Source organism: Nostoc sp. JL23 (genome assembly GCF_017115065.1).
Lineage (GTDB): Bacteria > Cyanobacteriota > Cyanobacteriia > Cyanobacteriales > Nostocaceae > Nostoc > Nostoc punctiforme_A.
Genome location: NZ_JABXKN010000123.1, coordinates 1 through 24,877 on the forward strand (window position 1 = coordinate 1; position 24,877 = coordinate 24,877).

A 24,877-nucleotide genomic window follows, 5' to 3' on the forward strand; every position below is an offset into this window, starting at 1 on the left:
TATCTAGCATCTATAGATTCCATAGGTGATATTTTTTGTCAATGCGTAAGTCCTAGTCACAATGTCGGAGATATTTTGCTCAGTTGCTAACTCTACAGTTAACCCACATTCCCCAATTAACTGATGATTTTCTTGCAGTGCTGATAAACATAACCGGATATTCTCTTTCGGTACACCATCCAGATGCAGCCAATGAGCAAATTTCAGCGCGTCATCGGCTGGCCCCCCACCCGTGACATTCCAAGCAGTTTCGTGGTACTTTTCAATACCCACAATTAAGCCAAATGTCCGCTCAGGTTTAGCCATCAACTGCATGATGACTTAGCCTCTCACGTTATGGGGAAAAAGACCTAACCCCCTAACCCCCTTCCCGACGCGGGAAGGGGGAAAATTTAAAGCCTCTCTGCTTGTAGAGGCTACGGTGTACACACAAGTCTGGAGTAGTTTACGAATCTGGTTTTTACCCCACCCTAACCCTGCCCTTGTAAAGGGGAGGGAACTGGATTTCCGGCTTCCCCCCTTTCCAAGGGGGGATTGAGGGGGGTAATTTGACTTGTCTGTACACCGTAGCCTTGTATGGCAGAGGTTTGGAGTGGGGTTTTCTAGATACCGTAAAAAGTAAACCATTATGGCAACCTCGAAATAATCGCCTCCCAGGTTTTGGCATTTGTCCAATAAGCACCGTGGGAACGGGGAAACGGTTGTCTACTATCCACTTGCACATCCTGCACGCGATCGGGGAAAATTCTATTACCCACGTAACTGAGAAAATCCCGTAAATCGTAGATATTCAACCATTGCGGGAAATGCTCTGGCAATAACTGCCCATATTCTAAGCTGTAGAGGGCGTTAATCTCATATAAAAATGGTGCTTGCGAACCAACTGTTACCAATAATTCCACCTGAGACAACTGCTGCTGCACTAGCAAATCTACACAAGCGATACCTCCCAAGCTATGGGCGATTAAAACCACTGGCGGTTCTGCTTGGGCAATTTGTTGCTGGATAAACGCCCTGATTTTTTCACCCCGCGTCTGATACAACAAAATATCACCGGGCATAGGCGAAATTTTATCAGTTAACTCAAGGCGGTTTCCTCTGACATAATTTGTTCCGCCGTGCTGTGCTAGTGCAACAAATGGCTTTAATAACCAGCCACCCAATCCTAACTCCGCCTCTGTCAAAGCCAGAGTCAGCAATTCCACAACTTTGTCGCGCAACTGGGCATCGGTGAGTATAGGGGGAAATTTTTCTTGCTGTTCGCTAATAAACATTGCTTGAGCCACAACTGCTCTAGCTATTGGTGCATAATATTCACTCAAATCAGATTCGGAAACTGTGAGCAACGCCTGATGATACGGTTCACTGTGGATAACTGCCTCTCGTGCTGGCTCAAATACCTAATTATCTGAAAGGTTTCGTTATATTCTCGTTCTCTAATGCCTGTGCCATGTACAAATATTACAGTAGTCATTGTGATAAGGCTGGCTAGCGATCGCAATCCTCTGTATTATTCCTCACTACTTTTTCTGACACAAGTTGATTTTAGGGACTTCTAATTATCTAAATAAACGAACCACAGAGCCGCAGAGAACACAGAGAGAGGAGAAATGAGAGGGGTTTTGTGTCTGTTTTGGGATATTTTTTATTTGGAAGTACCTTATTCACTTTGTTTATTGAAAACTTCTAAAATCTGTCGGCAAATTTGTTTGAGCTTATCCTCGATTTCATCAGAAGGCGAAGATGCGCCGACAACACTCCAGTTTTCTACCGTAGAAAGTCGCCACGCTTCGCCGCGATGATCAAATCCAGCTACCTCCACGCCGATCGCACGCCGGGAATTATTGATGGGATCTTGATAAAATCGGATTTGAATCAAAATACTGCGACTTCGCCAAGATTTGCTAATACCAGGAAAGTGAAAGCCAATATCTATAGAATCTGGATCGACTAACTCCCTAGTTTCCGGGTCATTTTTCCAGGGTTTTAGATCGGATTTGGCATCAGGAAACTCGAATTTGAACAAATTAACTACCGTGGCAATGTTGCTGGCGAGTTCAAGGTTCGTTGCCTGTTCAGCTGCGTTCACTAAAAAACACTCCTATATTGCGTCGGCATCTTCGGGGATGTGAAGACAGAAAAACCGCCAGAAGGCTTATATATATTGGTGTTTCAGCTTATCAAGACCTTTAAGATTTAGCAACTCTAAGTCATATTTCCCTAACAATATCAGTTAACGTGAGTTCGACAAGTTTTATTTGACCTCTCCCCCAGTCCCTCTCTGTGTCGGAGAGGGGAGCAAAAAGCTGAATTTTTCCTTGCTCCTCCCTTTCCGTTTCGGAGAGGGAGGATGGGAGGGAGAGGTTCATCGAACTCACGTTCAGTTACTAACAGAAACCAAATATCGCTTCTTGTTGGGACTGCCTAACACCTATTAAGTAATTGTACTTAAAAATTACTCAAAAGCAGATGGAACTCTGCTCTTTGGAGAAAATATCAAGATTTTCTGCAAAATCCTTGGCTGACAAGAACGATTGACTGCGCTAGCGATCTAAAATGACACTGTGAATCGGTAAACCAAAAGCAATTAAGTTGAATATATGGTGCGTCAACGCTCGATTTTTTCATTTTTCCTAGTACTATTGGCCACATTCCTGATTAGTTGTGGTGGCCCTGGTGTTGCGGTGGCACCTCCGACTTACACAGCAGTACAACTTGAAAAAATTCAGGCTTATGTTCCTGAAATTCAGGCTGTGCGCGATCGCTCACAAGAGTTGACAAACCTGATTAAAAGAGGTGATTGGATCAATGTGCGTAATTTTATACATGGGCCCATAACAGAAGCAAAGCTGAATCTGACTTATGTCACTCCTAACCTTCTACCCAAAGACCAACCCACAGCACGTCAAATAACGCGAGATTTTTTTAAAGACCTGGTTAAACTCGATAAAGCTACTAGTGCTGGCAATCCTCTAGTTGCCTTGAACCAATCCCAAGCTGCTTTCGCAGAGATTGACAAATTTCTCCAACTGCTTCCGAAAAAAGAAGAGAGTTAGGAGTTAAGAGTTAGGAGTTAGGAGTTAAGAGTTAGGAGTTAGGAGTTAAGAATTTTTAACTTCTCACTTCTAACTCCTCACTTGAAACACAAGTTATGAATGTAGTTATTATCGGTTGTGGTGTGGTTGGGGCTGCGATCGCTTACGAACTGAGTCTAGTAAAAGGGCTGAAAATTACAGTTTGCGATCGCCAACCACCAGCACAAGCTTCCACGGGCGCTGCACTTGGCGTTTTAATGGGCGCAATCAGCCAAAAAATCAAGGGTAAAGCTTGGCAGATGCGACAAACCAGCATCCAACGCTATGAAACCTTGATTCCTGAACTAGAAGCTTTAACAGGTCGCAAAATCCCTTTTAATCGTCAGGGAATTCTCATGCTTTTGTCTGATTCTTCCCTAGAGGGAATGTCAGCATGGGAAAAACTTGTAGAAGTTCGCCACTCTCAAGACTGGAATTTAGAAATTTGGGACACTGCTAAACTCCAGAATATCTGTCCTCAAGTCTATTGCGAAAAAATTACTGGCGCTGTCTATTCTCCCCAAGACCGTCAACTCGATCCAACAGCCCTGACATTAGCTTTAGTTGAGGCTGCCCAGCGAAATGGTGTAACTTTCAAATTTGGCGTGACTGTTTTGGATGCCTCAACTTCAACACCTGAATTTTGCAATCAACTTGAGACTACAGAAGCAAAAATAGCCGCTGATTGGTTTGTAATTGCAGCAGGGTTAGGTTCAACACCGCTAACGGCAAAATTAAATCAGATAATTGATATCCGCCCTGTACTTGGGCAAGCGTTGCACATGCGTGTGGGGCATCCATTAGGCAATCCCGATTTCCAGCCAGCGATAACGGGTAATGATGTTCATATTGTTCCTGTGGGCGGCGGAGATTATTGGGTAGGCGCAACAGTGGAATTTTCTAGCAATGGCGATGAGATACCGCCAAATCAAGAACTTCTGGAATCTGTTAGAGAACAAGCGATCGCATTTTGCCCAGAATTAGCCACAGCAAAAATTATCCGCACTTGGTCAGGGTTACGTCCCCGCCCTGAAGGACGACCAGCCCCAGTTATTGGTAAGTTGCCAGGGTTTAGTAACGTCCTCCTAGCTACCGGACACTATCGCAACGGCGTTTTACTAGCACCCGCTACAGCTTATGCGATTCGTGAGATGATTATTTCTCAGGGAATAGGGGGATGAGGGAGCAGGGGGAGCAGGGGAAGCAGGGGGAGTGCGGGAAGAAAGAATAACTAATGCCCAATGCCCAATGCCCCATGCCCAATTCCCAATGCCCAATATAGGAAAATAACGTGTCAATAACAGAACATAAAATCAATGTAGATTCACTGGAATGGTTTTATCGGGAATCTTTACCAATCGGTAGAAGTGACTTAGCGCCTGTGTTGTTGCTACACGGCTTAGTTTCACAAAGTTATAGTTGGCGTCATATTATACCTGCGTTGGCGAATCAGGGGACAAGAGCGATCGCTCCAGATTGGATTGGTTACGGCTTTTCTGCTAAACCAGAAAAACGAGATTTTGCTTACACTCCCGATGCTTTTATCACAGCTTTAGAAGGATTTATTAAAGCTTTAGAACTCGAGCATTTTTCTTTAGTTGTCCAAGGTTTTTTAGGTTCTGTAGGACTACAATATGCTTTGCGTCATCCAGAACAAATTGCTAATTTAGCTATTTTAAATACACCAATTTCAACAGATGCTAAATTACCCTGGAAAATTAAACAAATGGGTTTACCTTTAGCAGGTGAAGTCATGACCCAAGACCCCTTATTAGTCGATCGGACGCTAGAAGGCGGAAGCCGTTATCGCATAGGAGATAAGGATTTAGATATTTATCGAAAACCATTTTTAAAAAGTTCTTCATCTGGTCGAAGTCTCTTAGCAAGTATTCGCAATTTACAGCTTGATTCAGCCATGACAGAAATACAAACTGGCTTTAAAGAATGGCAACAACCAATTCTAATTCAATGGGGTATGATTGACCCTTGGCTACCTATAGATATTGCCGAAAACTTTGCCAATTCCGTACCAAATACTGAATTAATAAAACTTAATAACGTTGGACATTATCCTCAAGAACATTACCACGAGGCGATTTTGGAAGACCTTTTACCCTTTGTACGTCGTAAAGATGTTCATTGACAATATAGCTTTGGCAAAAATCGATATTATAAAAATGGATGTCACGATTCAAGAGTCAGAATTCAGAATGGGCTAAACGCCCCGCTACCGATAATAGGAGTCAGAATCAATTAGTAGAGGATGCAAAATCATCACTGTAGTTCGCTAAATGGAAGATTGAGTGGCAGAATTCAAATGTTATTTATTGTTAAAACTCCATCCTTTAATAGGTGGAATATTCTGAATTCTGAATTCTGGCGACTGACTACTTTTTATTACCATTAAAAATGGATCACAACCACAAGTAAAGGAGATTATGATTCGTGGCTTATTCATGGTTTAAAGCCTTTCATATTGTCGGGTTTGTAGTTTGGTTCGCTGGTTTATTCTACCTTGTACGTCTTTTTATCTATCACGTTGAAGCGAACGTTGAACCTGAACCAGCACGAACGATACTGAAAAATCAGTATCAAATTATGGAAAAGCGCCTTTACTCTATCATCACTAACCCAGGAATGTTTGTGACGATCGCAATGGCCATTGGTTTAGTAAGCACTGAACCGGATATTTTAAAAGAGGGTTGGTTGCATATCAAACTGCTGTTTGTGGCTATTTTAATTGGCTATCATCATTACTGCGCTCGGCTGATGAAGAAATTAGCAGTAGATGAATGTCGCTGGAGTGGTCAGCAATTACGTGCTTTAAATGAAGCGCCTACAGTTATGTTAGTAGCGATCGTGTTGCTGGCTGTGTTTAAGAATAATCTCCCTACAGATATCGCTGCTTGGGCTATTTTCGCTATGATTATTTTGATGGCAGTCACTATTCAACTTTACGCCAAAAAACGCAGGCTGGATAAAGAGAAATTGACGGCACAAATAGGGCAACCACAAGAGCAAAGTTAGACATTGAGTTCATTCACTTACGGTTACTCACCGCATCACCCCACCCCGTTTTGTCTAAAGCCAAAACTGGGGTGGGGTAAACCGTATGTGGTACATGTGTTTGAGCTTAAGTTTACACCAATGAACTATGCGCCTCTACTACACGTTGCATCACAACAACAAGTACTACCAATTAACTATTACTTCATTCTGGAAACTTTACAGTAAATCATCTCCAGGAATCACGGTAGTGTAGAAAGTATATTTACGATTAGCCACATAACGGCGGTCTTGTTTAATAATTGCCATAAACTCTCTATGTCCCTCACGGGTACGCCCCACTAAACAACCCGCGCTAGCAAGGCGAATATCATTCCGGGGGAAATCAAAGCCGTAGTGTTGATTAACGTAAAAATTATCACCTGTATCAAGTTTGTCGCCAGTCCGTGTAAAATCTTTATTGAAATCTCTACAAACAGTTATATCTCCAACTTGCACTAACGCTTCATGAGGTTCGGCTGTGCCGTGAGTACCAACAGCCCAAGCTTTGTATTGTCCAAACTGAATCCTAGCTGCTCCTTTGGGATTCATCGGATTATAAGTGTAGTACCTCCCTGGTTCTGTAGTCGCTTCCCAGTGATCTACGATTTTGGGAACGCCATTTACTACTTCAATCACAATACGGCGATCGTTAAATTGATTGGGTGTATCACTGTTGAGAGTCCAGTCTGCATCTATGCCCTCTACATAAACAATGTTGTATTCTTTGGGATTGGTAAATACCTGATAACCTTTGGATAGCATGTATTTCACAATCTTACTAGCGATGTCATTGCCTAGTTTTAAGGGGGGTTTAGGAAGATCGTCTATTTTGGTTTCAATTAGTTTTTTGGCTGTGACTGCTCCTAAAAAGCCACTCTCTTCAGTCTTTATTAATTCTTGAAATTTTTTGAGAGCTATCACAGAAACAGGGCCAAATTTACCATCGGCTGGAGGTTCCAGCAAACCTAAGCCGTTTAACAATATCTGAATCTGACGAGCTAAGTCTGCATCTTCTGCGATCGCATCAAATGACCATTTCTCATCTTTTCCCAAGAAATCTTGTAGTTTCATTATGCACCTGCTTTCATTTATTGAGTTCTAAGTATAAACATCATTTTAAAAATTGATGTCGTCTAAAACTATACTCTAACCTCAAATATGATGTCATCTGGAGTCTGCCAGCACAGTTGCAAAATGAACTGGAACGAAAGCGAGATGAATCATTGACACATCGGCTAGGAGATAGCAATCAAGAAGAAAAACCCATTATCAATAGTCAATCTGCAATGGAATTCGAGAAGGAAATTTTCATCTCTTATGCTTGGGGCGGAGAAAGTGAGCAATTTGTCAATAAACTAGATGGGACTTTCCAGGCAAAAGGAATCAAAATCATCCGCGATAAACGCGATTTGGGCTACAAAGGACTGATTAAAGCTTTCATGGAACGGATTGGACGCGGTAAATGTGCGATCGCGGTTATTAGTGACAAGTATTTAAAATCTCCCAATTGCATGTTTGAGCTAGTGCAAATTGCTAAAAATGGAGAGTTTTATAATCGGATTTTCCCGATTGTGTTAGCGGATGCCCAAATTTATAAGGCTGTTGCAAGACTTAAATATATTAAGCATTGGGAAGACGAAATTAAAGAATTAGACGAAGCTATGAAAGAAGTTGGTGCAGCTAACTTACAGGGATTTCGTGAAGAAATTGACCAATACACCGAGATTCGCAACACGATCGCGGAACTGACTAACCTGCTAAAAGATATGAACACGCTTACCCCTGATATTCACAGCGAATCAGACTTTGAGGAGTTGCTGAATGCGATCGCACACCGTTTAGATGAGTAAAAATAGCCTATTGGTTCGGCTTAGAGGTTGAGCAATGTCTCCGACAGGCTATGCCTACGCCCTTTTAACTCGACAATTTGTATTCTGAGGTGCAAGCTTTAAGTTCAGAAGCAGAATGATGAGGGTTAAAGGTGCAACTTTGAGGGTTAAAGGCGCAACTTTGAGGATAAAAGGCTCAACTTCGAGGATAAAAGGTGCAACTTCGAGGATAAAAGGTGCAACTTCGAGGATAAAAGGTCAAGCGATCGCCCTTTTAACTCGACAACTCGTGTTCAAAGGTGCAAGCTTCGAGTTCAAAAGTTAAACAGTGAAGGTTGAAAGTAAATCTTTGGCTCTTTAATTCACTTTGGAGTTTCCACTGTCCAATCCTGTGTCATCAAGTTTGGAACTTTGCTAAAGTCGCTAGTGTTGCGAGTCAATAATACTAAGCTCCGTGAAAGTGCAATCGAAGCTATTCTTTAATCCATTGTGGCTATGCGAACCCTTTGCGCTCGTAACCCTTCAAATATGGTTATTGCTCCAGCATCAAATGGTAAAATTGGTGCTGCCGAAAACCCCCGAATGATTTCCATTAGTAGAGTATATCCCCGAACGACATCAGCAGGTGTTTGGGAACGAGTAATAAAGGTATGAGCGCCAATTACTTGCTCATGGAAACTAACAATAGAAAAAGCAAAATCTGTAGCCTGATGCTGGGCAATATGAGCAGCTAATGTTAAAAACTCTGTTCCTGAGCGTCTTTGAAGAAAACTGATATGGTCAGTGTCCAATAGATATCTCACAGTTGTTCGCCAGTCTCTTCTGTAAATATGTCAGCGTGGCGTAATGACCGACCATACTCTAAAGCTTCCAAAAATGCTGGTTCATCAGAGATTGAGCCAATAACCTTTTCCAGCCAATTACTATAGGTAGGCGCATCAATAACTTGATGTTTGATATCTGCAACTGTTTGTTCAAGAATCGCTAAACGTTGTTCAAGATTTGCTTCATCTAACATAATTTTCTTTGAGACTCTAGTTTCAATGTTAATGCTTATCCGCGCCTGGACAACGCGGATGAGCATCTTGTCCATCACAATAAACTAAGGTTAGGTGTAGCTGTAGTTTTAGCCTGATAAGCCTTTTTGACACCAACCCAGTTACTAGCGATGGGCATTCGCCAACCAGTTCCAAAGGCGCGATCGGTGATTTTTAAGCCGGGAGGTGCTTGTCGCCGTTTAAATTCAGCCCGCGCCACCATTTGGATTACTCTGTCTACAATCACCGGATCGTGACCGGCTGCAACAATTTGCGCTGCTGATTGGTGGTTGTGAACTAGGCGTTGCAAAATATCGTCCAAAATTTCGTAAGGCGGTAGAGAGTCTTGATCCACTTGGCTTGGTTTGAGTTCGGCGCTGGGTGCTTTAGTCAAAACGTTTTGCGGGATGATTTCATTATTGCGATTTAACCAATGGCAAAGTGAATACACGCGGGTTTTAGGAACATCTGCAATCACCGCTAACCCGCCATTCATATCGCCGTAGAGAGTACAGTAACCCACAGCCATTTCTGACTTGTTACCTGTAGATAAAAGCAAATAACCAAATTTATTAGCGATCGCCATTAATAAATTACCGCGAATCCGAGATTGGATATTCTCCTCAGCCAGTCCAAACTCCGTACCCGCAAACAAATCACCTAATGTTTGATCGAAGCCTTGCATTAACTCGCCAATTGGTAAAAGATTAGTCTTAATCCCCAAATTTTCGGCTAATGCCACAGCATCACTGATGGAATGCTCCGAACTGTAAGGGGAAGGCATGAGAACGCCAAGGACATTTTCTTTACCAAGTGCAGCAGTTGCGATCGCAGCTACTATTGCAGAGTCAATCCCGCCACTTAAACCCAACACTACTTTAGAAAAGCGACACTTACGAGCGTAATCTCGCACTCCCAAAACTAAAGCTTGCCAGATTTCTTCATCTTCCGATTCATACACAGGTGCTATAGTACCTAATTGAAAATCACATTGGGTTTCATCAAATTCAACAACTACTAAATCTGTATCAAAGCCACAGGCGCGACACATAACTTCACCTTGACGATTCAAGGCAAAACTCTGCCCATCAAAAATTAGGTCATCATTTCCCCCAACCTGATTAGTGTAAATCATCGGTTGTTGAAAACGTACTGCACTATGCCTGAGCATAGTTTCACGAAACTGCTGCTTGCCAACTGTGTAGGGCGAAGCAGACAAATTGACAATCAAATCTACACCCAAAATTGCTAAGTCAGCAATCGGATTTACTGTATAACTACGTTTGCCCCAAAATTCCTCGTCGTTCCATAAATCTTCGCAAATAGTTACGCCAATATCGATATTATCTAAAGTGAAATAATTAGCTTGCAAGCCTGGTTCAAAATAGCGACGTTCATCAAAGACATCGTAAGTAGGCAAAAGTCGCTTGTGAAAAACTTGCTTTACCTGGCCATTTTCTAACAAAGCCATGCTGTTAAATAAGCTTTTACCGCCACTAATATGTGCATTGAGGTTCGGTTCAACAGTTCCTACCAACACAGCTAAATTTGGTGGTAAATCCTCAGCCAAGTTTTGTAAAGTGATGCCCATTGCTTCCACAAAACTAGGATTTAGTAATAAATCTCTTGGTGGATAGCCACACAAAGAAAGTTCTGGTGTCAACAACAAACGCGCACCGCTAGATGCTGCGCGTTGTGCTGCCTCCAGGATTTTTTGGGCATTTAAAAGCAAATCACCAATAGTAGGATTAATTTGAGCGATCGCAATTTTCATATTATTTGTCATTTGTCATTGGTCATTTGTCATTTGTCAAGAGTCATAAGTTACTCTGGACTTAAGACTTTTAACTCTGGACTTGGGGTCGAGATTGATTAAATAAACACCAAAGGTTTATCTTTTAAGGGAGCAAAAGCTTCGGCGTCAAACTTATACAAGCTAGCCGGACGGCCAGCACCCCGTGATACTTTAATTCCGGTATCGCATAAAAAACCTAACTTGAGTAGACGCGCCCGAAAATTAGAATAATCGGAAAAGTTATCACCTAAAACTGTGGCGTATAACTGATATAAATCATTCAAGGTGAACATTTCTGGCAAGACTTCAAAAGCCACCGGGCTATACTCTAATTTATTTCGTAATCGCCTGTGTCCATAAGCCAGAATTTCGTTATGGTCAAAAGCTAATTGCGGCACTTGTTTTACCGGATACCAAGCTATGCCAGTCATGCGATCGGCAATCAATTCGGCTTCTTCAAATCGCACTAGGGCAAAGTAACTAACTGATAAATAACGCACACCATAACTATCAGTTGCTTCCCGTGGATCGCGATTTGGCCCGCCAAATGTATACAGTTGTTCTAAATAGAGATTGTTGACCTTAATTTTCTCCGCCATAATGCGATAAGCGGCATCTTCTAAAGACTCTCCTGGACGTACCAAAGTACCAGGAAGACTCCAATGATTTAAAAATGGTTCTTGCTGTCGCATTACGAGTAGAACTAACAGCCGATTTTGTACAGTATCTACAGAAAAAATTACATTATCAACACCAACCTTGAAATCGGCCAAAGGTTGTTGGTTTAACGGAGTTGGTATCTTTTTTTGTGAACGTCCTGGCATTCGTACAAATGCTCTCGATTAATATAGGCAACTACAGGGGCTGTGAGGGCATGGGGATCTCCATGTTCGCGGTACGCTGTTGAGGAAACATCTAGACCGGTCAGACTAGCGATCGCAATTTTCCCTCCCAGCTTTTGCACTACCTCTGAACTAGATTCATCTATTGCATATCCGGGTCGCGGTACAATCAGTAGTTGCACTTGCTGTAACAAATCTTCAATGCGATACCAACGTGGTAGCTGACTCAGTAAATCTGAACCAATGATCATCGTTAATTCAGCGTCTTCACCCCAAATAAGCTTCGCTTTTTCCACTGTTTCCAGCGTTCGGAAGCTACTCAATTCTTGTTCCAAAGCAATATTGTGCCGTGGCGCGTCTATATCCGCAATCAACAGTCGCAACATTGCCGCCCGATGTTCTAAGGGTGTTTGATGAGACTTAAACGGATTATCCGCCGCCCAAACCGCAACCCAATCATAACGCTCAGACAACCAACTCAGAATTTTTTGATGTCCCGCAGTTGGTGGATCGGCACTAGTTCCAAACAAAGCAATTTTCATCATCTTACTTTGCGTCCTTTGCGTCCTTGGCGGTTCGTTTCTTAGTTTCTTCAGTCAACACCCGTAACCCCTCAGAAATTTCCACCTGCATCGAGACAGGATCGTGCAAACGCCGTGTTTCCTGTGGCAAACTCGCAACTGAGGCGGCGGTACGCTGACGAATTGTTGCCAACGACTCCAACGCCTGCACCCGTTTACCTTCTTGCACTACCAACTGCAACAAAGGTTCTTCTTCCACAGAACTTTCACCTAAAAGTCCCAACCTGTCTGCTTTTACCTTACCTCCCGTAAACGAGCGAAAAATCTGCTTCCGTCCTGGATAAGTAACTTTACCACTTGACTGCTTCATCACTGGGATGCCATCAATGTCTACAAGTTTATAAACTCCGTTGACAGGCGAACCTGTAACTAGTCGCGTTCCCAGCCCGTAACCATCAATTTCGGCCCCAGCAGCTTTTAATCTGGCAATTTCCCACTCATCCAAGTCGCCACTGGCAAAAATTGGCACACCGGGAAGGAGCGATCGCACCTGCTTTGATAAGGTAACTAAATCTCCTGAGTCTAATCTCACTCCTGTTAATTGCATTTCCCCGGAATTTACTTTTTCCGCCAAGCGCTGGGCAGCAGCAATGGTATCGTAAGTATCAATCAGCAATGGCGCACCCGGAAAATATCGATGAAATGCACTAAAAGCTTGTTCTTCAGTGCCTTCTATTGCTGACAATGCCATCACTAAGGCGTGTGCCATCGTACCACTTGGCTTTTCTCCCAGTTGTAGTGCTGCTAACACATTGGAAGTGGAATCTAACCCACCCGCCAACGCCGCCCGCGCCGCCCACAAAGACCCTTGGGGGCTAAATGCCCGTCTTGTCCCAAATTCTAAAAGTGTTGCTGATTCCCCCGCTACATCCCGCAACCGGGCTGCTTTTGTGGCAATCAAAGTCTGGTAATTAATCGTATTTAAAAGGTAAGTTTCCACTAGTTGCGCTTGCCAAAGGGGTGCTTCCACCCGCAACAGTGGTTGATTGGCAAACACAGCCGTCCCTTCCGGTACTGCCCAAACATCACCCGTAAACTTTCCCTCAGCTAAAAGTGACCAAAAGCGATCGCTTGCGTGAGCGAAAATTCCCGTTGCCTGTAATGCCGCAATTTGCGCGGAACTAAAGCGGATTTTGGCTAAATATTCTAATGCCTGCGTCAGCCCCATTGCAATCAAATAACCAAAACCCTCTGGCAATCGTCTGACAGACAATTCAAAGCTTGCCCGTCGTTGTTCTATACCTTCGCCTGTGTAACAAGCTGCCATTGTTAACTGGTAAAGGTCGGTCAGCAAGCTGTAGTCATCGGCAGAAAGGTTTAGTTCCTGGTTCTGCTGGCTTTGCTGTTTATATACATAGTCCAAATCTGGCAAAGTTGTCATGCAAGAGCTTCCTTACAAGATGCTTCTTTTATTTATGGTAATATTTACCATAAATAATGTCAACTCCCTGCAAGTATATTGCCTGAGATTGCTGTAGAGCAGTAGATTTATCGCTAGCTTAATACTAACTTCATCAAATACTTAATATTTTTTAATAGTGATGGCGCGCAATAATGTTAATTAGAGCGGGTGGCTAATCAAGGAAAATAATATCCTGTCAGAGAAAGTTTGTTTTGCTTCGCTATTTTCCCAAATGGGTTGAAAGAAACAACTATGTTACAATTAGAATCGAAGAGAAGAGTTTGACTTTTTGACAAGCTAAAGTATTGCAAAGTTATCTGAATAAACATTGCATATAGTCTCAATATATTGAGAATAAGAGCAAGGCTTGAATATCAGTATTACAGTATAGCTAGCACAATTAAAGCGACTCAAAAATAAGGAGTCCAATATTATGGCTATTTCCAACATCATTGCGAACATAACCAAGTATATTTCTGAAGCTGCAATGCGGATTTTTGGGCCTAATGATGACGCTTATCCTGCTACAGGTGTACAACCTTTTACAGGTGAACCTTACGATAAGCGTAAAGATGATAATAATTAGGTGCTGATATAGTAGGTGCTGATACGGCATGTGAAAAACATTTATGAACGAAAAGATCCCCGACTTCTTCAAGAAGTTGGGGATCTGATTTTCTCGGTGGAGGGGCAATCAAATAGAATTGCTATAATTGCGTTGCGATTTATATAAACTACTTGGCAACAGATTGTCCAGTCGAAAATATTTGTTGTGCCGTTAATTGCAAGTTAGGAAAGATTGAGGAGATAAGTCGATCGTTGTTTTGAAATAATTGTTTTTGATACTCATCCTCTATTAGGTTACAAATTGTCACCGTTGGCTGTTTGGGTTTCCCAATATATTCTCTGCCACCAAGACCTAAATAATCAACAATCCAATATTCAAGAACTCCTAACAGGGCATAGTCTTCAGCTTTCCGGGCGTAATCATTCTGCCAGTTTGTGCTAACAATTTCAGCAATCAGTTTTATTGAGTTTCCAGATGTAATTACAGGCTCTTGTTTCCACAACGGTTCATTAATCAATTGAGTTTGGTCTAACACAATTACATCGGGGCGAAAAGCTGTTTCTGTTCCTAAGAGTTTGATTAGACAGCGATGGGGAATAAAATAGCTTAGATCCTGACGATCAATTTCTACATTCAGTTTTCGCCCAATCAATGCAGATACTTGCTCGTGTGGCCCGGTTGGTTCCATCTCAATTAATTCACCATCAATTAGTTCATAGCGATCGCACTCACCGTACTGGCTAATAAATTCATCAACATTTAGAATTTTTGGGGCTGATTGAACCATTGTGATTATTCCTCAAGGTACGAGCCAGTAAGGTAAGGCGTTATAGCGATGAATTATGCTCAATATAAGAGCGCAGAGCAGAGTTAATTAGAGTTTCGTAGCCTTTTCCTTTGCTTTTAAACCTAATCCAAAATATCTCGATCTAGTTTAATTAATGTGGCTTCTTGGCTAACAGCTTTTACCCTTTTGGCTGTATCCCACAATTGCCGATCTAATTCAGGAATATCTGAAGTATCAATCGCTGTATCAGGGATATTTTGGAGTTCTTTAAGTCGACTGGGCGAGATGCTCATAGAGTCAAGTGTAATAAATAAAATAAAGGCATGAGGAAAAACTCACGCCTTTTTATTTAAACTTTTTTCCCACCGCCTGCTAAGAGTTCCAGAATGACTCCATTTGTCCAGCCGAAGCCAACTTCGTTAGAACTATATCCAAAGGAGATTTCATCGGAAACGTTGGCAGAACAGCGTTCAACATCATATTTCTCAACTAGGGTATTGTGACGCTCGAATTCTTTAATTACCATAGCCAGAAATTTGTTGGCAATGCGATCGCCTTCTGTATGAAACCCATAACGGTGAAGTCCCTGGATAGCAATGAACGTCAATGGTGCCCAACCGAAGGGAGCATCCCATTGGTTTCCGGTGATATGAGTACTGGTAAGAATTCCGCCTGGGGCTTCAAACAAAGAGAGATTTTCCACGACGCGCTGCGCTTGGGCTTGAGAAGAAATTCCTAGCCACAGGGGATAGAATGTGGTAGCAAATTCGTAGCAACGGCGTTTTCCACTCTGGAAGTGATAGTCGCAATAGAGTCCTCGTTCTTCATTCCAGAGAAATTGATCGATCCGATCGCGCCGATATGCACCGCGATCGCGCCATTGTTTTTCTAGTTGTTCGTTCCCCAAAATAGCGTTAATTTGCGCTAAGTCTTGTTCTACCTGATATAGCAAACTGTTGAGGCACACAGGAGCATAGTGGAGGATATCAGCACTGAAGGGGCCAAATCGGTTGGTGATATCAAAACCGGACTCGCGCATGGTGCGATCGGCCTTGTAAAATAGATGGGTCAGTTTGTCATCTTCCCGATCGTAGTAAAGATTAACGTCGTAATCGTCAATCTCAAAGGTTTGGTAATATTCCTTGACGCGATCATAGTGGCTTTTTCCCTCCTCATCTCGCTCGGAGAACACAACTTCTGGCGCGGGGCCTTCGCCAAAGGCATAAAATCTGGATAAGCCGGTTCCGGGATTCAAATGGGGCGGTACTACCCAGTAATAATAAAATTGCTCTAGCAGTGGTACGGTTGATCTCAACCACTCTTCATCCTGGGTGTGCTGGAATAGTGCCAAAACCATCATGCTGAGGACGGGAGGTTGCGATCGCGACAGCATATAAGTCCGGTTGGCGTTGAGGATCGTGCCGTAATGTTGCACTTGGTACAATAATTGGTCAACCTGGCTTTGCGCTAGCTCCCATTCTTCATCGTGCAAAAGTCCTAGTAATATAAAGTAGCTGTCCCAGCCATACATTTCGTTAAATCGACCACCTGGTACGACGTAAGGGCCTGGTAGGTATAGTAACCCATGCTGTTTAATCGCTTCGACTTCTGCGGGCAAAGTGCGAATTTCTAGCTGTTGCATATCTTTGGAAGATAGCGATCGCTCTAACACTGTCTGAATGTTGGGACAATCTTCTAAGGGGGAAATGTAGACGATCCAGGGAGTGCCTGGTTTGTGGTCTAGTTTGGTATCTTTGGCAGATTGTAATAAGTGTTCGTGCGATCGCGTTAAGGTTTTCCAGGTTTTTTTGATATGGGCCCGCACGCTGTCAATCCGGGTGGTGGTAAGTGCTGGGGGAGTGATCATAATTCAATTTGACGGGGTGTGAGGAGGTTGGAAGAATTTTTTTTAAGGCAGAGGAACACATTCGCAAAGCGTCTCGTAGAGAAGGGAATCGCAGAGATACGCAGAGATTTGACGGCATTTCTCTGCGTGAGATAGATTTATCTTTTTACTCAGCGCTACTAACTAATAGGGCGACTGGAAAATGAGCGAGGGCAGATCCGATAGATAATGTTTCTGTTGCCTGTAAGGGTTCTTGAGTGATGACGTTTTTCCAGGTGAGGGGAGTTCCAGGGGGTAGTAGCAGGCGTGTATCTTGCCATACTGACAAGCCGTTGGGGTTTTCTCCTGGCTGGATGAGGCTGGTTAAAAAGCGAGGTGCGATCGCGATCGCTGTTTGATTCCCCTCGCGCCGTGCAAAGGCGATAATGTGATTGGCGTAGGTTCCTTGAACTTCTAACGGTACATAGTCGCCATCCTGGAATAATGAGACATAGTTTGTTCTGGCTTGGAGTAATTGAGCCGTTAAAAACAGTTTGATTCTGCCGTCTGTTTTGTCGTTTAGTAACTCCTGAATTAATCCGAGAATGTCTGTTTTTACCTGTTCGCGGATGGCGCTTAAGTAAGTACGTCGCTGTTCAAAATCCACGGGACGGCGATTATCTGGATCGACTAGACTCAGTTCCCAAAGTTCCGTTCCCTGGTATAAGTCGGGTACGCCGGGTGCGGTAATCTTCAGTAGAGTTTGGGAAAGGGAATTGAAGATACCATACTCTGCAATTCGCGCTTGAAAGGGACGAAAGGCTTCTAGAAATTCGCCGGAGATAGCAGGATTTAGTACTTTCTCAATAAAGGAGGTACAAGCTTCCTCATACTCGCTATCAGGTCGTAACCAGGCTGTATGCACCTTCGCTTCTCGTATTGCCTTTATTATATAGTCCTTTACTCGTTCCACGAAGGATGCATGGTCTTGTTCGGCAAAAGGAAACGCCCCTACTAGGGTTTGATAGAGAAAATACTCATCGTTGCGATCGGGTATAGCGAAGCCGTGGCGATCGCTACGATGTCCCCGATTAATCGCACTCCAGGTATTTACCTGCTGATCCCATTCATCGGGGATTTCTGAGAGGACATTCAATCTGGCCCGCACATCTTCGCCGCGTTTGGTGTCGTGGGTAGCTGTGGTGTTCATTGTGTGAGGCCAGGTTTCTTGATGCTGTTTGTTAAATGCATGAAATTTGGCTAAGTTGATGCCAAAATGACCAGGATTTCCCCCGACTTCATTCAGCGACAGCAACCGATTGTAAACATATAATGTGGTGTCTTCTACGCCTTTTGCCATTAGCGGGCCGCTGTATTGCTGCATCCGTAAGACAAAATATATCCACTGTTCGCGTTCTGTTTGAGTCAGAGAATTATCAAACTCTAACAGCATTAACTTTTCAATAAAGGTCAGTTCGTTTTGCAATAGGGGCGCTTGTTCTTTGGCTTGGCGAATTACTTCTTGAATGGTAGCGCGATCGCTATCTCCAATTCCATCGGGGGTAATGTAGGTGCGGTAAATTGGGAACAGTGTCAAAACTTCGGCGATCGCTCTTTTTAATCCATTCAGTGTAAAATCATTGCCATAGCGATATTTGCTGGAAACGTTCTTTAACAAAAGAGCCAGATTGTCAATATCACCTGCTAAATTCTTTTCCAAAATCAGGTGCTTTTTATCTTTTACTACCGATGCATAATCTACTCTGGAACTGATAAAGTTTTGGTAAATTTTATCAAAGGATAATTCATTTTCTGTTTGACAAAATACCCCATTTACATAATTTAAAAAGTCATATCCAGACGTACCTTCTATTTCCCAGTTTTCTGGCAGTTCTTCGGTGAGTTCTAAAATCTTCTCGACGGTGATATAAACATCTCCTGTCTTTTCCCGCAGCCTTTCGAGATATTGGATTGGGTTATAAAGTCCATCAATATGATCGATGCGTAAACCTGTAAATTTGCCTTCCTCAACCAGCTTTTGAATTAAGCTATGGGTATTATTAAAAACCCGCAGTTCTTCAACTTTAACGGAAATCAGTTCATTGACAGTAAAGAAACGACGGTAATTCATTTCCTCTGCGCCAACTTTCCAGAAGGCGAGGCGGTAAAACTGGTCGTTCAGTAATTCATCTAGGAGGTTAAAGCTTTCTGAATTACCGGGTTCTCCGTTAAAAGTTTCGATATTTTCGTCAATTAACTCGCGGATAGCATCGTTTGTATTATAGAGTTCCCAAAGTAATCCTTTAATAAATGCGATTTGGTCTTGTCGCTGTTTTCCTGCAACTTCTGAGGGCACACTTTTGAGAATGTAGAGAATCCCCAATAGTTTAATAAAATCGGGATGATTGCGTCCCAGTGTACGCGTGAGTTTCCCTAAATTATAGGTGATAAATTTTGTGTAAGATTCTAAGCGCAACGGCAATTTCAAGCTGTAATAGTTGACGGTTAAACCGTTTTCTTCGTATTGCAGTTGAATATGTCCGTTTTCCAGGGATGCACCATAGAAATCTCCCAGTAGTGGCGCAAGAATTCGCTCTTGGCGATCGCCAAAGGGAGCATTCCAAGAAAGGTCAAAGTAGTCGGTATAGCTGGAATCTGGGCCGTGTTCCAATACGTCCATCAAGTAATCGTTTTCGCTGCTATAAGCCATGTGGTTGGGCACAATATCTTGTAACCAGCCCATACCAAGGGATTGGATTTCATCAACTAATGCATCAAAGGATTCATTAGTTCCCAGTTCTGGGTTAAGTTGAGTGGCATCTACTATATCGTAGCCGTGTGTACTCCCGGATCGTGCTTTGAAAATGGGGGAGGCGTATAAATCAGAAATACCCAAATCTGCTAGATAGGCTGCGATCGCTTTGGCGTTGTCAAAGCCAAACTGAGGTGTAAACTGAATTCGATAAGTGGCGGTGGGAATTCGCATAGTTTTTTAAAGTCGAGAGTAAGGGGAATGAGGGAAATGGGGGAGTTTGAGGTTTTGAGCTTGAACGTTGAGCCTTTTATAGGATGTTTGAAAATTCCTCTTCTCGGTAGTGAAAAGTTCTAGATCCCCCTAAATCCCCCTTAAAAAGGGGGACTTTGATTCCGTTGATTCCGGTTCCCCCCTTATTAAGGGGGGTTAGGGGGGATCAATAAGTACCTAAAATCACAGCCAACCACTTTTCAAACAACCTCTTAGCTCAAACATTAAGCCTTTATGCTTGAACCTTAAGCCTTATTGCTCAAACATTAAGCCTTTATGCTTGAACCTTAAGCCTTCTTGCTCAAACATTAAGCCTTTATGCTTGAACCTTAAGCCTTCTTGCTTGAACATTAAGCCTTATTGCTCAAACATTAAGCCTTTATGCTTGAACCTTAAGCCTTATTGCTTGAACATTAAGCCTTATTGCTCAAACATTAAGCCTTTATGCTCGAACCTTAAGCCTTATTGCTCAAACATTAAGCCTTTTTACTTGAACCTTTAAGTTCTAACTCTTCGCCTCATCCTTTTTCATAGAGTACTAAACTAGTAGGTTGCAATTTCACTTCTTGACCCACAGACAAATGTTCAGCAGCTTCAGAACCATGCCCAGACCATGAGGTATCAGCAGAGTCCAACAACTTATTATTAGCATTATGCTTAAACGGCAGAGTCACTGTCACTGGAGACGAATTGAAATTCATCACAAATATTAGTTCACTTGATTCGCACCAACGGCGCACGATGACCAACTTCTTATCTTCATCGCTAGTCGCTTCGATGAAATTGCGGTCTTGGTTGAGAAGTGCTGGATGCGTCTTGCGTAAATTAATTAACTGACGATACCAATCCCACAGAACTTTGTGCTTACCTTCATTGCGTAATTCCCAATTAAGTTTAGACTTGAGGAAAGTTTCTGCCGATTCGGGATCTGGGGGATCGTCTGCATAGTGGAATGCTTCAAATTCTTGTTTGCGTCCGGCTCGAACTGCTTGAATTAAATCGGGATCGGAGTGACTGACAAAGTAAATGAAGGGTGCAGTTTCGCCGTATTCTTCTCCCATAAATAACAGAGGTAAGTTGGGCGATAGCAGCATAGCGCCAGCAGCTAACTTTAATCCTTCAAAAGAGATCCGCTGGGTGAGGCGTTCTCCTTTCATTTGATTGCCGATTTGATCGTGATTCTGAATGCAGACTGTAAACTGTGATAAAGGGCGATCGCGGCAAGATACGCCATGAAACCGTTTGCGATCGGGCGAGTACTTCCAATCGTAGACAAAAGTATCACTATAAGCTTTTGCTAAATCAGCCAACTGCCCAAAATCTTGATAATATCCTTGGCGATCGCCTGTCAACAGTGTATGCAATGAATGGTGAAAATCATCACTCCACTGAGCATCAAGACCATATCCACCCAATTCTGCCGGACGAATTATTTTCGGATTATTCAAGTCACTTTCAGCAATTAAATGGCGTTTCCATTTTTGCCCTTGTTGTGAAAAATGATGAACTGCTTCCGCCAATTCCCATAAAAAATGCTTCGCCCCCAAGTCGTAAATTGCTTGAATGGCATCCAGGCGCAATGCATCAATGTGGAATTCACCCAACCAGTAAAGCGCATTTTCGATAAAATAATTTCGCACACCCTGACTATGGGCATCGTCGAAATTCAGTGCTTCGCCCCACGGCGTTTTATAGGTTTTAGTAAAATAGGGCGCGAACTGACTCATATAGTTGCCTTCTGGCCCAAAGTGGTTATACACCACATCCAGCACAACGGCGATATTATTTTGATGGCAAGCATTTACCAGTTGCTTGAGTTCGGCTGGACTACCGTAGGAATTTTGGACAGCATAAGGATAAACGCCATCATAGCCCCAGTTGCGATATGCAAGAGTTGCTTCAACATGAGTGTCTCCCGGAAACTGGGAGATGGGCATGATTTCAATGGCGTTAATTCCCAGTTCCCTCAGTTCTGGTAAACGGGGAATGATGGCGGTGAAACTTCCTTCTGGGGTGAATGTGCCAACGTGAACTTCATAGAAAATCATCGACTCTACAGGAATCCCAGTCCACCCTTCATCAGTCCACTCAAAATGTTGATCGACAATTTGCGACGGCCCATGCACCCCTTCCGGTTGATACTGCGATGCCGGATCGGCAAAGTTGTCTTGGCCATTCAAGACATACCGATAAAGCGTACCCGGATATACATCGTTGACTTTCGTGTGCCAGTATCCCTCAGATTGAGGCTTGAGGGGAATTAACTGCTGTTCTGGCGTCAAAATTTTTACCGTGACGCTATCTAATAGCGGAGACCAAACTGTAAATTCACACTCTCCGTTACCCAAGTATTGAGCACCAATTTTCACGCAGTATCCTCCCGTCAGTTCAGTTTGTTGTGCCAAATTGCGGCGCGATGGCGTACCCGCCCTTTCCGGTGGCGATCGCAAATGTCATTGATTGCACAATGTTTACAAACACGCCAGATAGCATAATGGTTGGTCTAGCAGACTTTTTGCTAGCATCTGGAGGCGGATTTTTTACCAGAAAAAATTCTGTCTAATGACCAAAGAGGCAGGGGAGCAGGGGGCAGGGGGCAGGGGGAGAAAGATGCTGGAATTCCCCCGCACTCTAGGGTTATGAGCTAATAAATGTATTTATGCTCAAGGAAAAAATATTTATTTTGAGCGAAAAGTGCGACGATAAATAATGCGTATTTGTCTCAGAGCCAATACATTTATTTATGGGGTTTCCCTTCATCCCCCTGCCCCCTGCTCCCTGCTCCCCCTGCCCTCTGCTTCCTGCCTCAGACTGGGAATACCTTCACCTTTACTACCTACGGCTTGCAGCTACCATCAACACAGTACGATGATTGATATGTATTAGAACGTTCACCAAAGAGTGCATAGCGGTTATCGCGGATTTGTTCGTAAAAGCGATCGCCTGCCCATTTCATCCCCGGTAATGCTCGATAAGCGTCTACAAATATACTTCCTGCTGGCAATAACCGCCCAATTTCTTCTGCTGCATTACTGCCTTGCCAGCGTCTCTGAGGTTCATTACCATCAATTAAAATCACTCCCTGTTCGCAATCTTGGGCTGAAATTCCCCACTGTAAAAGTGTCTGCTCATCTTGCATGGGACTATAGCGAAATAACTTTCCTTGGTCTAAGGTTTCTAGCAATTGCACCAGGCTAACGCAGAGATTACAATTCCCGTCGTAGATTACGTAGTAATTCATAAAAATAATGGCTCTTTGGCAATGATAAGTTAGATGTGTCTAAACACAGCTTTGGTATTCTAGCTTAGAAAACTGTAGCGATCGCTCTTACCTCACCGAATCATCCCCAGCCCCCAATCCCCAGTTCAAATATGCATAATGTCGTCTAGCTTAAGTTGTAAATTTGGCAAGACATCAGAAGAAATAGTATCTCCTAAGCGATATTGTTGTTGCTGGTACACACCGTTAACTAATTGACAAACGGTAAAGGTTGGTTGTTTGGGATTGCCGATAAACTTATAGCAGTCCTAAATCATTCGTGAAAATTATATCTCTCTTTCTTCTTTCTTTCCTTTGTATCCTTCTCTTCGAGACGCTGCGCGTTGGCAGAGCCTCTCGCAGAGAAGGCGTCCTTGGCGATTCGTTTCCTAATCTATATTTTTCACAACTCAAATAGGATTGCTATAACAGGTCGATGCATTAACATAATAGGTCGATGTATTAACATAACAGGTCGATGCATTAACATAGCAGGTCGATGCATTAACATAGCAGGTTGATGCATTAACATTGCAGGTCGATGTATTAACATTGCAGGTCGATGTATTAACATTGCAGGTCGATGCATTGGCATTGCAGGTCGATGCATTAAGTCAAACATCGCTCCCAGTTTCCAGTTATCATGCCTTTGGAATGGTATTTGCTTAGTTTTTTCATTAATGAGAAAATATTCATGAGATATAAACTCTTGGGCAAAAGCGGGTTAAGAGTCTCTGAACTCTCCTTGGGAACCATGACCTTTGGTGAAGATTGGGGTTGGGGTGCATCTGTTGACGAAAGTCGTAAAATTTTTGATAGCTATGCAGAAGCAGGGGGAAATTTCATTGACACCGCCAATGGTTATACCGATGGTAGCAGTGAAAAAATTGTCGGCGAGTTGATTGCTAAAGAACGAGAACGCTTTGTAGTTGCGACAAAATATTCCTTTCCCTTGCGGATGAATGATAAAAAGGGCGACCCTAACGCCAGTGGAAACCATCGCAAGAATTTAATTCAATCTTTGGAAGGTAGCCTGAAACGGCTGAATACCGATTACATTGATTTATTCTGGTTGCACGCTTGGGATTTCACAACACCGATTAAAGAAGTCTTGCGATCGCTTGATGATGTAGTGCGTCAAGGTAAAGTACTTTACATCGGCATTTCTGACACACCCGCTTGGATCGTTTCCCAAGCTAATACCATCGCCCATTATCAAGGATGGACGCAGTTTGTCGCCCTGCAAATTGAGTATAGTTTAATTCAGCGAACGCCAGAGCGGGATTTGCTACCGTTGGCTAAAGCCTTCGATTTAGCAGTAACACCGTGGTCGCCTTTAGGTGGTGGTGTCTTGACAGGCAAGTATAATCAGCCTTCTCAAGGAGGCGGTGAACAAGGGCGACTCGAAACTTTGGGCGGAGGGATTTCTGAGAAGAATTTAGCGATCGCTCAAGTTGTTAGTCAAGTTGCGTCAGAAATTGGCCATACACCTTCACAGGTAGCATTAGCTTGGTTACGCGCTCAAAGTGGTGTGATTATTCCAATTATTGGGGCACGTAAGTTAACGCAGTTTCAAGATAACTTAGCTTCAATAGAAGTCAGCCTCTCGCCAGAACATCTGCAACGATTAGATGAAGTGAGTCAAATTGAACTGGGTTTTCCCCATGACTTTTTGCACAATGACGTAATTCGCGATCGCCTTTTCGGTGGTACATTCAATACCATAGATAACCATCGTATCTGACTAATAGTCATATACAGTAACACATTCAGCCATTAATATAATCTGTCGTCAGAGAGTTTCG

24 protein-coding genes and 1 pseudogene are annotated in these 24,877 nt (G+C 43.0%); 8 read left to right on the forward strand and 17 right to left on the reverse strand.

The features are described 5' to 3' along the window. Window positions 1–3: 3 nt before the first annotated feature. The 3 genes from HWQ42_RS24555 to HWQ42_RS24565 all read right to left on the reverse strand — a co-directional run bounded on the left by HWQ42_RS24555 (window position 4) and on the right by HWQ42_RS24565 (window position 2,089). Entirely contained in the window at window positions 4–306 is a 303-nt protein-coding gene (locus HWQ42_RS24555) for a hypothetical protein (RefSeq protein WP_292816875.1), read from the reverse strand. A gap of 320 nt (window positions 307–626) precedes the next feature. Continuing rightward, window positions 627–1,322 carry an alpha/beta hydrolase gene (locus HWQ42_RS24560; protein WP_292816876.1) on the reverse strand — a complete coding sequence of 232 codons (696 nt, stop codon included), beginning with the start codon at window positions 1,320–1,322 and terminating at the stop codon, window positions 627–629. Window positions 1,323–1,660: 338 nt separating this feature from the next. After that, window positions 1,661–2,089 (reverse strand): hypothetical protein, encoded by a 429-nt coding sequence (locus HWQ42_RS24565; protein WP_292816877.1) that lies wholly within the window; start codon window positions 2,087–2,089, stop codon window positions 1,661–1,663. 511 nt (window positions 2,090–2,600) lie between these two features. Here HWQ42_RS24565 and psbQ point away from each other — a divergent pair. The 4 genes from psbQ to hemJ all read left to right on the forward strand — a co-directional run bounded on the left by psbQ (window position 2,601) and on the right by hemJ (window position 6,101). After that, window positions 2,601–3,056, forward strand: coding sequence for a photosystem II protein PsbQ (gene psbQ, locus HWQ42_RS24570; protein ID WP_292816879.1), 456 nt, complete (start codon window positions 2,601–2,603; stop codon window positions 3,054–3,056). A gap of 95 nt (window positions 3,057–3,151) precedes the next feature. Then, window positions 3,152–4,255, forward strand: a complete 1,104-nt coding sequence (locus HWQ42_RS24575) for an FAD-binding oxidoreductase (RefSeq protein ID WP_292816881.1) — start codon at window positions 3,152–3,154, stop codon at window positions 4,253–4,255. A gap of 110 nt (window positions 4,256–4,365) precedes the next feature. Then, window positions 4,366–5,217 carry an alpha/beta fold hydrolase gene (locus HWQ42_RS24580; RefSeq protein WP_292816882.1) on the forward strand — a complete coding sequence of 284 codons (852 nt, stop codon included), beginning with the start codon at window positions 4,366–4,368 and terminating at the stop codon, window positions 5,215–5,217. 302 nt (window positions 5,218–5,519) lie between these two features. Continuing rightward, window positions 5,520–6,101, forward strand: a complete 582-nt coding sequence (gene hemJ / locus HWQ42_RS24585; RefSeq protein ID WP_292723578.1) for a protoporphyrinogen oxidase HemJ — start codon at window positions 5,520–5,522, stop codon at window positions 6,099–6,101. A gap of 198 nt (window positions 6,102–6,299) precedes the next feature. Here the strand turns inward: hemJ and HWQ42_RS24590 are convergent, their stop codons facing one another. Beyond that, entirely contained in the window at window positions 6,300–7,193 is an 894-nt protein-coding gene (locus HWQ42_RS24590) for a peptidoglycan-binding domain-containing protein (protein ID WP_292816883.1), read from the reverse strand. Between the two features lie 116 nt (window positions 7,194–7,309). Between HWQ42_RS24590 and HWQ42_RS24595 the strand changes: the two genes are divergently transcribed. Beyond that, the gene (locus HWQ42_RS24595) at window positions 7,310–7,972 is read left to right on the forward strand and encodes a toll/interleukin-1 receptor domain-containing protein (protein ID WP_292816884.1); all 663 of its coding nucleotides are present in this window, start codon (window positions 7,310–7,312) and stop codon (window positions 7,970–7,972) included. Window positions 7,973–8,430: 458 nt separating this feature from the next. Here HWQ42_RS24595 and HWQ42_RS24600 read toward each other — a convergent pair whose 3' ends face one another. The 6 genes from HWQ42_RS24600 to HWQ42_RS24625 form a co-directional block, all read right to left on the reverse strand. Further along, window positions 8,431–8,754 (reverse strand): type II toxin-antitoxin system VapC family toxin, encoded by a 324-nt coding sequence (locus HWQ42_RS24600; RefSeq protein ID WP_292816885.1) that lies wholly within the window; start codon window positions 8,752–8,754, stop codon window positions 8,431–8,433. Further along, the gene (locus tag HWQ42_RS24605) at window positions 8,751–8,969 is read right to left on the reverse strand and encodes a transferase hexapeptide repeat containing protein (protein WP_292816886.1); all 219 of its coding nucleotides are present in this window, start codon (window positions 8,967–8,969) and stop codon (window positions 8,751–8,753) included. Before HWQ42_RS24605 ends, HWQ42_RS24600 begins: the two co-directional genes overlap by 4 nt. Before the next feature lie 74 nt (window positions 8,970–9,043). Beyond that, window positions 9,044–10,762 (reverse strand): NAD+ synthase, encoded by a 1,719-nt coding sequence (locus tag HWQ42_RS24610; RefSeq protein WP_292816914.1) that lies wholly within the window; start codon window positions 10,760–10,762, stop codon window positions 9,044–9,046. A 98-nt stretch (window positions 10,763–10,860) separates the two neighbouring features. Next, a complete protein-coding gene (locus tag HWQ42_RS24615; protein WP_012411955.1) occupies window positions 10,861–11,607 on the reverse strand; it encodes an NUDIX domain-containing protein in 747 nt (248 codons plus the stop codon). After that, the gene (locus tag HWQ42_RS24620; RefSeq protein WP_292816915.1) at window positions 11,568–12,167 is read right to left on the reverse strand and encodes a nicotinate-nucleotide adenylyltransferase; all 600 of its coding nucleotides are present in this window, start codon (window positions 12,165–12,167) and stop codon (window positions 11,568–11,570) included. The genes HWQ42_RS24615 and HWQ42_RS24620 overlap by 40 nt, the downstream gene beginning before the upstream one ends. Window positions 12,168–12,171: 4 nt before the next feature. Continuing rightward, entirely contained in the window at window positions 12,172–13,587 is a 1,416-nt protein-coding gene (locus tag HWQ42_RS24625) for a nicotinate phosphoribosyltransferase (RefSeq protein ID WP_292816887.1), read from the reverse strand. A gap of 454 nt (window positions 13,588–14,041) precedes the next feature. Between HWQ42_RS24625 and HWQ42_RS24630 the strand changes: the two genes are divergently transcribed. Next, window positions 14,042–14,194, forward strand: coding sequence for a hypothetical protein (locus tag HWQ42_RS24630; protein WP_167306193.1), 153 nt, complete (start codon window positions 14,042–14,044; stop codon window positions 14,192–14,194). Window positions 14,195–14,342: 148 nt separating this feature from the next. On the opposite strand, the gene HWQ42_RS24635 is transcribed toward HWQ42_RS24630, so the two are convergent. The 5 genes from HWQ42_RS24635 to treZ all read right to left on the reverse strand — a co-directional run bounded on the left by HWQ42_RS24635 (window position 14,343) and on the right by treZ (window position 22,182). Next, entirely contained in the window at window positions 14,343–14,963 is a 621-nt protein-coding gene (locus HWQ42_RS24635) for a Uma2 family endonuclease (RefSeq protein ID WP_292816888.1), read from the reverse strand. A gap of 122 nt (window positions 14,964–15,085) precedes the next feature. After that, window positions 15,086–15,256, reverse strand: coding sequence for a hypothetical protein (locus HWQ42_RS24640; protein ID WP_292816889.1), 171 nt, complete (start codon window positions 15,254–15,256; stop codon window positions 15,086–15,088). A 56-nt stretch (window positions 15,257–15,312) separates the two neighbouring features. Then, entirely contained in the window at window positions 15,313–16,830 is a 1,518-nt protein-coding gene (locus tag HWQ42_RS24645) for a trehalase family glycosidase (protein WP_292816890.1), read from the reverse strand. Window positions 16,831–16,975: 145 nt separating this feature from the next. After that, window positions 16,976–19,774 carry a malto-oligosyltrehalose synthase gene (gene treY / locus HWQ42_RS24650; RefSeq protein WP_292816891.1) on the reverse strand — a complete coding sequence of 933 codons (2,799 nt, stop codon included), beginning with the start codon at window positions 19,772–19,774 and terminating at the stop codon, window positions 16,976–16,978. Window positions 19,775–20,331: 557 nt separating this feature from the next. Next, entirely contained in the window at window positions 20,332–22,182 is a 1,851-nt protein-coding gene (gene treZ / locus HWQ42_RS24655; protein ID WP_292816892.1) for a malto-oligosyltrehalose trehalohydrolase, read from the reverse strand. 47 nt (window positions 22,183–22,229) lie between these two features. Between treZ and HWQ42_RS24660 the strand changes: the two genes are divergently transcribed. After that, window positions 22,230–22,376, forward strand: a complete 147-nt coding sequence (locus HWQ42_RS24660) for a hypothetical protein (protein ID WP_292730439.1) — start codon at window positions 22,230–22,232, stop codon at window positions 22,374–22,376. Window positions 22,377–22,649: 273 nt separating this feature from the next. On the opposite strand, the gene HWQ42_RS24665 is transcribed toward HWQ42_RS24660, so the two are convergent. Beyond that, the gene (locus tag HWQ42_RS24665; RefSeq protein WP_292816893.1) at window positions 22,650–23,054 is read right to left on the reverse strand and encodes a thiol-disulfide oxidoreductase DCC family protein; all 405 of its coding nucleotides are present in this window, start codon (window positions 23,052–23,054) and stop codon (window positions 22,650–22,652) included. 125 nt (window positions 23,055–23,179) lie between these two features. Beyond that, window positions 23,180–23,332 (reverse strand): annotated as a pseudogene (locus HWQ42_RS24670) (Uma2 family endonuclease); the annotation flags it as partial. 434 nt (window positions 23,333–23,766) lie between these two features. Between HWQ42_RS24670 and HWQ42_RS24675 the strand changes: the two are divergent. Continuing rightward, on the forward strand, window positions 23,767–24,816 hold the full coding sequence (locus tag HWQ42_RS24675; RefSeq protein WP_292816894.1) for an aldo/keto reductase: 1,050 nt from the start codon (window positions 23,767–23,769) through the stop codon (window positions 24,814–24,816). Window positions 24,817–24,877 lie beyond the last annotated feature (61 nt).